An 11,934-nucleotide genomic window follows, 5' to 3' on the forward strand; every position below is an offset into this window, starting at 1 on the left:
CCCGCCAAGAGCTGATCCATCTGCTGCAACGGCAGGACGAGCGCTACCGCGGCCGCATCGCCACCTACGATCCCGAACGCAGCGGCGTGGGCTTCCTGCTCGCCACCCAGGACGCCCAGCAGTCGCCGCAATTCTGGAGCCTGGTGCGGCGCCTCGGCGCGGCCCGGGTGCAGCTCTACGCCAATACCGCGCCCATCCTCGAGCGCATCGCCGAAGGCCGCTTCCTGCTCGGCTACAACCTGCTCGGCTCCTATGCCGTGGCCGCCGCCATCCGCCATCCCGAACTCGGTATCGTGCTGCCGCGCGACTACACCCTGGCCATGTCGCGCCTGGCGCTGATCCCGCGCGGCGCGCGCGAGCCGGATCTGGCCCGGGAGTTCATGGATTTCCTGCTGGGCGAGGAGGGCCAGCGCATCATCGCCGACCAGGCCGGACTGTACGCCATCCATCCCTGGGTACAGGGAGCGTTCACCGCCGCCGCTCTGCGCGAGGAGCTGGGACCGGCGCTGCGCCCGATCCAGATCGGGCCGGGGCTGCTGGTGTACCTGGACCAGGCCAAGCGGCGCCGCTTCCTGCGCCAGTGGCGGGAGGCCCTGGCGGCGGAGCGTTGATAGCGGTTGCTTTGAAAGTCAGTCCCGTCCTGCGCGGACTGATCAATCGCGCCTGGTATGAACTGGCGCGCTCACCGTACAGACTCGCACAGCAAGCCGGGCAACGGGGAGCAGCGCAAGATTTCGTACCGTTCACGGTCCAGCCAATGGGTCAGCCCGTCATACGCATCCTCGTCGTCGCGGGCGAGAATGTATTCCTTGACCTCTTGCCCGGTGACGCTATCCCACAAGACCAACTCAAAAATGCAATCCGTCATGCTCATGGCCTCCGTCATCGATGCGATGCCGTCCCGTTCGCAGCCCCTCTCTGCGTCGGGAGGGGCTGCGCGTCGTCAGCGAGTGGTGTAGCACTATCCCGCCTTTGTCCGCGGCGCTTTGGCGGCTTTACCCCGCTGGGGAATGGGGCTGGCGCCAGGCGCGACCTCGGATTCGGCGGTGGTGACTGGCGTGGCGAGGGCCAGGGTCTGCTGATAGACCTGTTGCAGGGCGTCAAACGCCTGCAAGGCGGCTTCGTCTCGCTTGGCCCAATAGAGAAGGCTCCGGGCAGTGTGTCGCCGCGCTTCGAACAACGCGTTGTGCAGCTTGGCCTGCTGCGCGATCAATTGGTAGTGCCAAGCGAGCAGGCATTGAAAAGCGCCGCCGCCAGTCCACGTGCTGGCCCATGCTTGCAGCCACGTCCGCTGGGTTGCGAGCAGCCCGGCGGTCTGGTCGTTGACGAGTTCGAGCAGGCTCAGCGCACCCCCGCTGTCAGGCTCTACGAGCTGTTCGAGCCATCGACTCAACGCCAGCCACTGGTCACACCACTGCTGGTGAGCATTCAGGCAAGTTTCGACCAACATGTTGCCTCGCTTCTCCATGTCCTCATCTCTGCTGGGGATTGACCCTCTTTACGGGGCTCAAGGAGGACCCTCTTGGTGGTTAACGCCTGTCCCTGGCGACACAATAAGAAATGCTAGCAGCCGAAAATGACATAACAATAGAAGGGCGCGCGCCAGTGTCACCCTCGGCTAGAGCGGCAGGGCGTCAGGGGCTGCGCCGTAACGGACTCTCCGGCGACCAGGCGGCGAGCGGCCTCGGTGAGCGCCCCGAGCTCCAGCCCCAGGTAATGGAGCGCACCCGGGCCGAGCCGCTGGGCCACGCTATCCAACAGCGCTTCGGCCCGTTGCGCGTGGCGCTGCGCGCCCCGCGCCCTGCCCTCCCGCCTCTTCACGCCGGCGGCTGCCAGGGCGATCAGCGCCTTGAGGAAGTCTGCGCTGACCCCGCACCGACCGCAGGCGTGCCAGAGGACCTCCCAGGCCTCGTGCGCCTCCCAATAGTAGCCGTGGTTGAACAGGTCGAGCCCATAGCGATAGAGCCGGCAAGCCTCCCAGTGCGCGGGGTCCAGCGGCTCGCCGGCCGGCCTGAGGCGGCCGTAGCTGTGCCCCGCCGGATCACGGGTCGGATGCGGATGCGGCCCGCCGGGCACGTAGGCGTAGGGCGGCAGCGGCAGTTCCGGCGCCAGGCGGTGCAGCGCCATCGGCGACCTCATCCCAGTGCATCCCAGATCAGCTTCAGCCCGGACAGGCCCAGCAGCGCGGTCACACCGACGTAGAACGGGCGCTCGGGGATGTGCCGCAGCAGGCGCAGACCCAGCCATACGCCGAGCGGCACCAGTGGCGCGAGCAGCGCCGACAGCAGCAGCGTCTGGTGCGTGAACAGTCCGAGGCCGAGATAGAACGGCAGCTTCGCCGCGTTGATCATGGCGAAATACGCCACCGAAGTGGCGACGAAAGTGGTCCGGGGCAGGCCGCGGTTCAGCAGATACATCAGCAGCGGTGGCCCGCCCGCGTGCGCGAGTGTGCTGGTAAAGCCCGAGGCGGCGCCCCACAACCAGGCACTGCGACTCGGCGTGCACGCCGCGTTCTGCGGGCGTGAGCGGCGCAGCAGGCGATCCAGCGCGAACAGAACCGCAATCATGCCGACGGCGCCCTTGACCGCGCGCTCGGACAACACGCCGAAAGCGAGCGTGCCGAGGGCAATACCGGTGAGCGCCGCCGGCACCAGTGCACGCAGCTCTGCCCCCGACCACTGCCCGCGCCAGGCGCGGATGCCGACGACGTCCATCAGCACCAGGATGGGTAGCATCACCGCCGCCGCATCGCGCGGCGACAACCATAGGCTCATGAACGGCACCGCGAACCCGCCCAGGGCGCCGCCGAGGCCGGCCTTGGAGATGCCGGTCAAGAGCACGGCGCTGGCGGCGACGATCCAGCCGGTGGTGTCGAAAGGCATGGCGGGGGCTCCTGCGGGTATGGCACGAGGCGACAGTCTAGCGCAGGCGCTGGCCTCGACCCGGCCCGGGCAGGAGCGCTACGCGCTCAACGCCCTCATCCAGACAGGCAAGGGGCAGCGTCTATGGCAGCAGGTCGGATTTCTCCGTTCAGTGCCATTACGCGGACGACACGGCATCGGCGATGGCCCGGGCGCAGGTCGCGGTGTCGGCCGGACCTTTCAGATCCCGCGTGCGCAGGCGCGGCTCCGCCAGGGTCTGCTCGATCGCCGCGACGATGGCGGTGGCCGCCTGGTGCTCGCCCAGGTGCTCCAGCAGCATCGCGCCCGACCAGATCTGGCCGATGGGGTTGGCCACACCCTGACCGGTGATGTCCGGGGCTGAGCCGTGCACCGGTTCGAACAGCGACGGGTATTCCCGCGACGGGTTGATATTGCCGGACGGCGCGATGCCGATGGTCCCGGTGCACGCCGGCCCGAGGTCGGACAAGATATCCCCGAACAGATTGGATGCCACCACGACATCGAACCAGTCGGGGTGCAGGACGAAATGCGCCGCCAGAATGTCGATGTGGTATTGGTCCCACTGCACCTCGGGAAAACGTGCCGCCATCGCTTTCACCCGCTCGTCCCAGTACGGCATGGTAATGGCGATGCCATTGGACTTGGTCGCCGAGGTCAGCCGCTTGCGCGGCCGTTGGGCGGCGAGCTCGAAGGCGAACCGCAGGATACGATCGACACCGTGCCGGGTCATGATGGTTTCCTGGATCACCGTCTCGCGCTCGGTGCCCTCGAAGAAGCGCCCGCCGACCGAGGAATATTCGCCTTCCGTGTTCTCGCGCACGACCCAGAAGTCGATGCTCCCCGCTTCCCGTCCGGCAAGCGGGCAGGGGACGCCCGGCATCAGGCGCACCGGGCGCAGGTTGACGTACTGATCGTATTCCCGGCGAAACTGCAGGAGCGAACCCCAGAGCGAGACATGATCCGGTACCGTCTCCGGCCAGCCCACGGCACCGAAGAAGATGGCGTGCGGGTTACCGATCTGCTCCTTCCAGTCCTCCGGCATCATTCGGCCATGCTTGACGTAATAGTCACAGCAGGCGAAGTCGTGCCACTGCTGGGTGAGCGTAAAGCCGAAGCGCTTGGCCGCGGTCTCCAGCACATGGATGCCCCAGGGCACGACCTCCTTGCCGATGCCGTCACCGGGGATCACGGCGATCCTATAGCTGCGTCCTGTCATGATGGGTAATCCTCGCAGAAAGAAATGTTGACGGGCTGCCTCAGGCCGGCTCATCCAGGCGCAGGCCGCCGATGTGGAAGGTCTTGGTCTCGAGATATTCCTCGATCCCCATCTGACCGCCTTCCCGGCCCAGACCGGACTGCTTGACACCGCCGAACGGGGCGACCGCCATGGAGATCAGCCCGGTATTCAAGCCCACCATGCCGAACTGGAGCCGCTCGGCGACCCGCCAGGAGCGGTGCAGGTTCTCGGTGAAGAAATAGGCGGCAAGACCATAGGGCGTGGCGTTGGCGAGTTCGATGGCCTCGGCCTCTGCCCCGAAGCGGAACAGCGGCGCGACGGGGCCGAAGGTCTCCTCATGGGCCACGAGCATGTCCGGCGTGGCATCGGCCAGGACGGTCGGCGCGACGAACCGCGACGGGTCGAGGTCTGCCAGCGGTCGCGTCAGCGCCTTGGCGCCTTTCGCCAGCGCATCGTCGACATGGGCGTTGACCTTGGCAACGGCCTGACGGTTGATGAGGGGGCCGATACTGATACCCGGTGTCCGGCCATCGCCCACGGTCATCTTCTCGACTGCGGCGACGAGGCGGTCGGCGAAGGCATCGTAGATACCGTCCTGCACCAGAATGCGATTGGCGCACACACAGGTCTGCCCGGCGTTGCGGAACTTGCTGGCGAGCGCACCGGCCACCGCGGTGTCGAGATCGGCGTCATCGAAGACGATCAGGGGCGCATTGCCACCCAGCTCGAGGCTCAGGTTCTTGATCGTGCCGGCGCAGTCGCGCATCAACAACGCGCCTACTCGGGTCGACCCCGTAAAGGAAAGCTTGCGGACCACCGGGCTGGAGGTCAGGGTCGTGCCGATCGCCTCGGGCCGGCCGGTGACGATGTTCAAAACGCCTTGCGGAATGCCGGCCCGCTCGGCCAGGACCGCGAGGGCGAGCGCCGAATAGGGCGTCAACTCCGACGGCTTGACCACCACGGTACAGCCAGCGGCGAGAGCGGGCGCGCATTTGCGGGTGATCATGGCATTGGGAAAGTTCCACGGCGTGATGGCCGCCGCCACCCCGATGGGTTCTTTCATCACGAGCAGGCGCCGATTGGCGTCGGGGGCGGGAATGGTATGGCCGCCGATGCGTAGCGCTTCTTCGGCAAACCATTTCACGAACGAGGCGCCGTAGCGGATCTCGCCGGCGGCCTCGGCGAGGGGTTTGCCCTGCTCCGCGGTCATGATCGCCGCCAGATCGTCGATGTTGTCGAGAATCAGACGGTGCCAGCGCTCGAGGCAGGCGGCGCGTTCGGCAGCGGTTGTTTCTCGCCAGCGGGCGAAGGCCTGCTCCGCAGCACCGATCGCCGCCGCGGTCTCGGTCGCGCCGCAGTCGGGAACCGTTCCCAGCAGCGCACCGGTAGCGGGATCGGTGACCTCGAGCGTGGCGCCCGATGCCGCGCCGATCCACTCGCCGCCGATGTAGGCTCTTTCAGTGAACAGGCTTTGGTCTCGGATCGTGTCAAGGCTCATGCTTTATCCTCAATAACCGCGCCGGCGATTGACGACGCCCGTCATCGGGGTGCCGGCGCAATGCTTGCGAATGTTGTCGAGCACGACTTCAACTGCGGATTCGGGCTGGGTCATGCTTGCGATGTGCGGGGTCAGCAGAATGCGGGGGTGTGTCCAAAAGGGGTGCTCGGCAGGCAGCGGCTCCGGTTCAGTGACGTCGAGGACGGCCCCCGACAGGTGACCGCTGTCGAGGGCATCGAGCAAGTCCTGGGCTACCAGATGCGCGCCGCGTCCCACATTCACCAGAGCGGCACCGGGGGGAAGCTGCGCGAACAGAGCGCGATCGAGAAAGCCCCGCGTTTCCGCTGTCAGCGGCAGCAGACACACCAGGATCTGGCAGCCGTGCAGGAAGACGGGAAGCTCCGCAGCACCGGCATAACAGGTGACACCCGCGATAGCGCGGCGCGACCGGCTCCAGCCGAGACAGGGGAATCCGATGGCCGTCAGCCGCCGCGCGACGGCACCGCCCAGCGCGCCGAGCCCCAGGATACCGACGCAGCGCTGTGCCGCGGGTCTGACGCGCACGGGCTGCCATTGCCGGGCGCGCTGCTGGCCGATATAGGTGATGAGATCCCGATGCAAGGCCAGCACCATGAGCGTCACATACTCGGCCATGGTGTCGGTGATGCCGGGCTCCACCATACGGACGACGGGGATGTGCTCGGGAATGGCCGTGAGCTCGAGCTGATCGACGCCCGCGCCGAGCGAGAAGACGATCTCCAGGTTCGGGAAAGTCTCGGCGAGGCGCTGCGGCGGTTCCCAGACCCCGAGATAGCGCACCTCGGCCGGATCGCCGATGTCGGGCCAGATGCGGAAAGGCAGATCCGGCGCTCGCTCGGCGAACAGGCGCGCCCACTCTGCGCCGCGCTCGGGATCTGCCTTGTACAGGAAGGCCATGGCTTCTCCTGCGCCCTACCGCCTAACCCAGCGCCTGGCGCGGGCGCGCGTAGCGATGCGCGCGGCCGTCGTCGGCATTGGCGGTCCGGCGCACCGGCGCTGACATGCTCATTGCGGGGCCTTCCTGCGGCTGAGGGCCATCAGCATGACCAGGGCGAAGGATGCGGCCGTCAGCAGGGTGCTGATCGCGGCGATGGTCGGATCGATCTCGTCTCGCAAGGCAGTGAACATCCGCTTGGTCAAGGTCTGGTTCTGGCCACCGGAGATGAAGAGCGCGACGATGGTCTCGTCCAGGGCCTGGATGAAGGCGAAGATCGCCCCGGAGATGACACTTGGCTTGATCTGCGGCAGCGTGACCGTCAGGAAGCTGCGCAGCCGGTTCATGCCCAGGCTGCGCGCCACCATCTCCTGCGTCTGGTCGAAGCCTTGCAGGCCGGCGGTAACCGCCGTAACCACGTAGGGCAGCCCCAGCATCACGTCGGCCAGCACAAGGCCGGGAAGCGTGGCGAGAAGGCCGACCTGCGCATAGATGAAGAAGACGCCGACCGCGACGATGATGATCGGGACTATCAGCGGCAGCATCAGCACGATCCGCAAGTAGCGCATGCTCCAGTGGCTGGAATTGTGGATCGCGTAGGCTGCCGCCACACCCAGCGGGGTGGCGATCAGCGCCGTCAGGATGGAGACGATCAGGCTGGTGCGTGTGGCAGCCATCCATGCCGGGTTGCCGATGAAAGCTTCGTACCAGCGCAGCGAATAGGTGGGCGGCGGAAAGGTCAGGAAGCGTGTGTCGGAGAACGACATCGGGATGATGACCAGCACCGGCAGGATCAGAAAACTCAGCACCAGCGCGACAAAGACGCCGAAGACGATCCGGTTGAGTGAAAGCGTAGTCATTTCGCACCCAGGATCCGCTCGAGGGAGATCACGCGACCGACGATGTAGAAGATCGCCAGCACGCACAGGAGCAGGACGACGCTCACAGCGCTCGCCGCTCCCCATTGGTTGTAGAGCTCCACGTTGCGGCTCACGACCATCGAGACCATGACGGTCTTGCCCCCGCCCATCAGCTCAGGCGTGATATAGAAGCCGAGGCATAGGACAAAGACCAGCGTCGCGCCGGCCAGCACACCGCTCAGCGACAGCGGCAGAAACACCCGCAGGAAAACGTGAAGAGGGGTGCCGCCGAGGCTGGCTCCGGCCAGCATCAGCTCATGCGGGATCTTCTGCATGGCCGCATAGAGCGGCAGAACCATGAACGGCAGGAGGATGTGGACTGTCGCGATCACCGTCCCCAGCTCGTTGTGGACCAGCGGCAGCGGAGCGTCGGTCAATCCCAAGGACATGAGCGACTGGTTCACCAAGCCCGTCCGTTGCAGCAGGATGAGCCACGCGTAGGCCCTGACCAGGACACTGGTCCAAAACGGCAGGATGACCAGCGCCAGGACGATCATGGCCCAACGGTGCGGCAGTGCCGCGGCGACATAGGCCACCGGATATCCCAGCAACAGCGCCAGCAGCGTGACGATGATGCTGATCCTGAAGGTCAAGGCAAAGGTGCTCCAGTAGACCTCCTCTGTCAGGATCCGGCGGTAGTGTTCCAGCGTGAACCCATCGCCGTAGATGGACTGCCAGAACAGCCAGCCCATGGGAATGACGAGCAGCACGAAGATCACGAACAGTGCCGGCGATGCAAGCAGCAGCAGCAAGCGCTGCTCGCGGCGCTGATAGATGCGCGCAGGATCTGCGACCGTGATTTCCTCGCGGCGCTGATAGACGGCTGAAGGATCTGCGACTGTGAGTTTCAACGGTGCTCATCCTGTCCAGAATTTGCGACTTGCCCCGGCGCGCCCATGACCTGTCAGAGGACCGGGCGGCGGCCGTTGCGACTGCGGCAGGTGCCCCGCACGGCGCCCGAGCGCAGCGCATGACCTCGCTCGGGGCATGCGCTGCGTGGCATTACTTCTGCATGAACTGCAGCCAGCGCTTTTCCGCCTTTTCGCCCTCGGGAGAGGACCACCAGTCATAGGACATGAGCGCCTGCTTGGCGGCGTTCTGTGGCGCGCTGGGCAGTTCGGCCGCACGTTGCGGCGGGATCTTGCCGGTATCGAAGGCGGCCGGATTACCCGGTCCATAATCGATATGCAGCGGCAGGTTGGCCTGGTATTGCGGCGCGATGGCCGCGTTGACGAACTTGTACGCGGTCTCCAGATGGGGGGAGTTCTTCAGGATGCAGAGCTGCGTGTTCTGGAGAATGCCGTCGTTGTAGGTGAAGGCGACGTCGGCGCCTTCTTTGGCGACAGCGCTGACCCGACCGTTCCACATCATGATCATGTCCACCTCGCCATCGTGCAGAAGCTGCGCCGACTGGCCGCCGGAGGTCCACCACACCGTGATGTGCGGTTTGATCTCCTCGAGCTTGCCGAAGGCGCGATCGACGTCGAGAGGGTAGAGCTTGTCCTTCGGCACGCCGTCGGCCAGCAGGGCAGCCTCCAGGGTTCCCAGCGGATGGTTGCGCAGCGCACGGCGGCCCGGAAACTTGTCCACGTTCCAGAAATCGGCCCAACTGTTGGGCGGATTGTTGCCGTATTTGGTCTTGTTGTAGGCCAGAACGCTGGAATAGAACTCGTAGGCGACCGAATACGGGGTCTTGTACCCGTCCGGCAGAGTGGCGGCATTCGGGATCTTGCTGAAGTCGAGCTTTTCGATCAGGCCCTGCTGGCCGCCGCGGATGCAGTTGGCGGTGGGCGTATCGACGACGTCCCACACCACTTTGCCGGTGGTGCCCTGAGTCTTGATCATCGGCCAGGCGTCAGGGGCGCTGTCCTGATGAATGGTGATGCCCAGCTCCTTCGCCACCGGGTCGAGGATGGCAACGGTCTGCGCTTCCTGATAGGCGCCGCCCTGGGATACGAAGGTGATCTCCCCCGCGGCCAGGCTGGCATTGCTACCGAGCGCGCACAACGCGGCGAGTGATGAACCGAGAACGGTGGTAGCGGTGCGTTTCATACTCTTCTCTCTCCTCTGATGGAAAACTCGATCACGGGACTTTAGCGCCCGATTGCATCGAGAAACTGGTACCAACCTGCGACCAGGCGCACGCCGGCCTCGCGCAGCGGATAGCAGGGCACCGGCTGGAGCCGAGCTGCATCGAGCAGCGCTACCTCCGGGGTTTCGCCAGCCGCAAATGCGGCGGCGTAGCGACCCAAGAGACTGGCCATGGCCACGCCGGCGCCGTTGTAGCCGACAGCAAAGCAGATCCGCTCGTCGAGTCGGCCGACGTGCGGCACCTGATCGAGGGTCATGCCCACGTAACCGGACCACTTGAAGGCGATCCGCATGCCCTCGAGCTCGGGAAACAGCGACACCATGGCCCGCTGCAAGGCGGTGAAGGCCGACGGGGCGTCCTCCTTGCCGAAGGCGCCCCGGCCGCCGAAGATGACGCGGCCGTCCACCTTGCGAAACCAGCGCATCATGCGCCGGGTCTCGCTGTAGCCGCGCCTGGCGACCATCAGTTTGCGCTCGAGCTCGGCAGGCAGCCGCTCGGTGGCGATGATCGCACTGCGAAAGGGTATCAGTGTGCGCTTGAGATAGCGGGTGGCCGGCGTCAGGTCGGAGTAGGCGTTGGTCGCGATGATCGCTTGTTTCGCCCGCACGGTCCCCGCGGGCGTCTCGATCACAAGCCCGTTCGGCTCGCGCTTGATGCGCAGCACCGGGCTACCCTCGAAGATATCGACGCCGCGCGCGGCGAGGCCGGCGGCGATGCCCCTGACATAGTTGAGCGGATGGAGCGTGCCCGAACCGCTGGTGAGGACACCCCCCGCAAACGCCCGCGAACCGGTCTCCTCGGCCACCTGCTCCCGGGACAGGATGGACATCGACCTGTCGCCCAACGCGGCGCGCAGCCACTCGGCCTCGGCCACGATGGCAGCGCGCGCCCGCGCGGTGTGCGCGCAACGCAGACTGCCGGTGCGCTCGAACTGCGCGCTGTTGATGTCGAACTCGCTGACCAGCTCTTCCACTACGTCCACGGCATCATGGCCGATGCGATGCATGCGCCGGGCCGTATCCAGGCCATAGGACTTGGCGATGTCAGAAAAAGGGATACGGAACTTCAAGGATACGACACCGCCGTTGCGTCCGCTGGCGCCCCAGCCGATGGCGTTGGCCTCCAGCACGACGGGGCGGATGCCTCTTTGCGCCAGGGCGTGGGCCGCCGACAACCCGGTGTAGCCGCCACCGACGATGGCGATGTCGGCGCTGAGATCGGCGCACAGGCGAGGCAGCCGGGGCGGCGGATCGGCCGTGTTCGCCCAGAGCGATGTCGCGGCCGGATGTGCAAACTGCTCGGTCATCACTGGGCGAACTCCGCTCAGGCGTCCGTCAGGCGCCCGCCGCGGCGTCGACCGCGTCCGCAAGGGCCTCGAGCGTCGGGAAATGGAAGTCGGGGGTGGTGAGCTTGGCGGGCACCGGCGTGCCGCCGAAGCCCTTCAGACCCTGGCGCCGCTCGATCCAGCAGACCGCGTAGCCGAGCTCGCGTGCCACGCCGATGTCGTGGTATTGGCTCTGCGCCACATGCAGGATTTCGTTGAACTTGTAGCCATGCGCCGACTGGCGGCCACGGTTGTAGGCGAAGAACTGCGGGTTCGGCTTGGCAACCCCGGTGTCGTCGTAGGTGACGCTGTCGTCGAACGGGTCGCCCAGGGTCTGGGCGTAGCAGGAAAAGGCCACGCGGTCGGCGTTGGTCATCGCCACCAGCCGATAGCGCTTGCGCAACCGCTTGAGCGCCTCGACGCAATCCTCGAAGGCCGGCCAGCGCAGCGCGTCCATCTGAAAGGCCTCCGCCCTGGTCTCGTCGGCGGGAAGGCCCAGTTCCTGTGCCAGCGAACGGTAGACGTGGAACATCGCCTGGCTGGAGCGCCCCGGATGGGCATCGCGACCGCGCTTGTAGGCCTCGAAGATCTCGTCGTCGCTGAGATCCTGCGCGGCGGCGCCACCAAGACGGCGCACCGAGTCCAGAATGCCCCTCTCAAAGTCGATCAGGGTGCCGACGACGTCGAAGGTAAGAACCTTGAAACTGTCTAGCTGCATGGTCTTCACACGGCTCCTGTCTGCAAGTACTCGTTCAGATGTTGGTGGTCGCCGGCCGATCACTCTGGGATCTGGGAACGACGATGGTGTCCTCCGGGTGCAGGGCGACCATTAGGCGTTCCCCGACCGGCGGAATCTGCATGCGCGCGGCATGATGGCTGGGCTGACGGAGACTGAGGCTGGTGCCGTCGTCCATCGTGACGAAGATTCTCAGGCTCTCCCCCTGGTAGACGATTTCCGTGACGCGGCAGGGCAGGCGGTTGACGCCC

General features: G+C 66.0%; 14 protein-coding genes. 1 reads left to right on the forward strand and 13 read right to left on the reverse strand.

Translation table 11 applies throughout. The features are described 5' to 3' along the window. Positions 1 to 611, forward strand: a 611-nt coding sequence (locus tag VNJ47_08670; protein HXG28909.1) for an ABC transporter substrate-binding protein, incomplete at its 5' end; no start/stop codon positions are given. A gap of 71 nt (positions 612 to 682) precedes the next feature. On the opposite strand, the gene VNJ47_08675 is transcribed toward VNJ47_08670, so the two are convergent. From VNJ47_08675 to VNJ47_08735, 13 genes are all read right to left on the reverse strand, one after another. Further along, entirely contained in the window at positions 683 to 874 is a 192-nt protein-coding gene (locus tag VNJ47_08675) for a hypothetical protein (protein ID HXG28910.1), read from the reverse strand. Positions 875 to 961: 87 nt separating this feature from the next. After that, complete coding sequence (locus tag VNJ47_08680; protein ID HXG28911.1) at positions 962 to 1,468, reverse strand: hypothetical protein; 507 nt, start codon at positions 1,466 to 1,468, stop codon at positions 962 to 964. A gap of 140 nt (positions 1,469 to 1,608) precedes the next feature. Beyond that, on the reverse strand, positions 1,609 to 2,139 hold the full coding sequence (locus VNJ47_08685; protein ID HXG28912.1) for a DUF309 domain-containing protein: 531 nt from the start codon (positions 2,137 to 2,139) through the stop codon (positions 1,609 to 1,611). Next, complete coding sequence (locus VNJ47_08690; protein HXG28913.1) at positions 2,136 to 2,882, reverse strand: sulfite exporter TauE/SafE family protein; 747 nt, start codon at positions 2,880 to 2,882, stop codon at positions 2,136 to 2,138. Before VNJ47_08690 ends, VNJ47_08685 begins: the two co-directional genes overlap by 4 nt. 157 nt (positions 2,883 to 3,039) lie before the next feature. Beyond that, the gene (locus tag VNJ47_08695) at positions 3,040 to 4,119 is read right to left on the reverse strand and encodes a tartrate dehydrogenase (protein ID HXG28914.1); all 1,080 of its coding nucleotides are present in this window, start codon (positions 4,117 to 4,119) and stop codon (positions 3,040 to 3,042) included. A gap of 40 nt (positions 4,120 to 4,159) precedes the next feature. Then, positions 4,160 to 5,638 (reverse strand): NAD-dependent succinate-semialdehyde dehydrogenase, encoded by a 1,479-nt coding sequence (locus VNJ47_08700; protein HXG28915.1) that lies wholly within the window; start codon positions 5,636 to 5,638, stop codon positions 4,160 to 4,162. 9 nt (positions 5,639 to 5,647) lie between these two features. Continuing rightward, complete coding sequence (locus tag VNJ47_08705) at positions 5,648 to 6,574, reverse strand: glyoxylate/hydroxypyruvate reductase A (GenBank protein HXG28916.1); 927 nt, start codon at positions 6,572 to 6,574, stop codon at positions 5,648 to 5,650. A gap of 108 nt (positions 6,575 to 6,682) precedes the next feature. Beyond that, a complete protein-coding gene (locus VNJ47_08710; GenBank protein ID HXG28917.1) occupies positions 6,683 to 7,471 on the reverse strand; it encodes an ABC transporter permease in 789 nt (262 codons plus the stop codon). Then, positions 7,468 to 8,382 carry an ABC transporter permease gene (locus VNJ47_08715; protein ID HXG28918.1) on the reverse strand — a complete coding sequence of 305 codons (915 nt, stop codon included), beginning with the start codon at positions 8,380 to 8,382 and terminating at the stop codon, positions 7,468 to 7,470. The genes VNJ47_08710 and VNJ47_08715 overlap by 4 nt, the downstream gene beginning before the upstream one ends. 151 nt (positions 8,383 to 8,533) lie before the next feature. Next, positions 8,534 to 9,583: an ABC transporter substrate-binding protein gene (locus tag VNJ47_08720; protein HXG28919.1), complete on the reverse strand. Its 1,050-nt coding sequence runs from the start codon at positions 9,581 to 9,583 to the stop codon at positions 8,534 to 8,536. Between the two features lie 41 nt (positions 9,584 to 9,624). Beyond that, entirely contained in the window at positions 9,625 to 10,929 is a 1,305-nt protein-coding gene (locus tag VNJ47_08725) for an FAD-binding oxidoreductase (GenBank protein ID HXG28920.1), read from the reverse strand. A 28-nt stretch (positions 10,930 to 10,957) separates the two neighbouring features. After that, positions 10,958 to 11,665 carry an HAD-IA family hydrolase gene (locus VNJ47_08730; GenBank protein ID HXG28921.1) on the reverse strand — a complete coding sequence of 236 codons (708 nt, stop codon included), beginning with the start codon at positions 11,663 to 11,665 and terminating at the stop codon, positions 10,958 to 10,960. Positions 11,666 to 11,699: 34 nt separating this feature from the next. Next, positions 11,700 to 11,934: TOBE domain-containing protein (locus VNJ47_08735; GenBank protein HXG28922.1), on the reverse strand; the 235-nt coding region annotated here is incomplete at its 5' end.

The organism is Nevskiales bacterium, assembly GCA_035574475.1.
Taxonomy (GTDB): Bacteria; Pseudomonadota; Gammaproteobacteria; order Nevskiales; family DATLYR01; genus DATLYR01.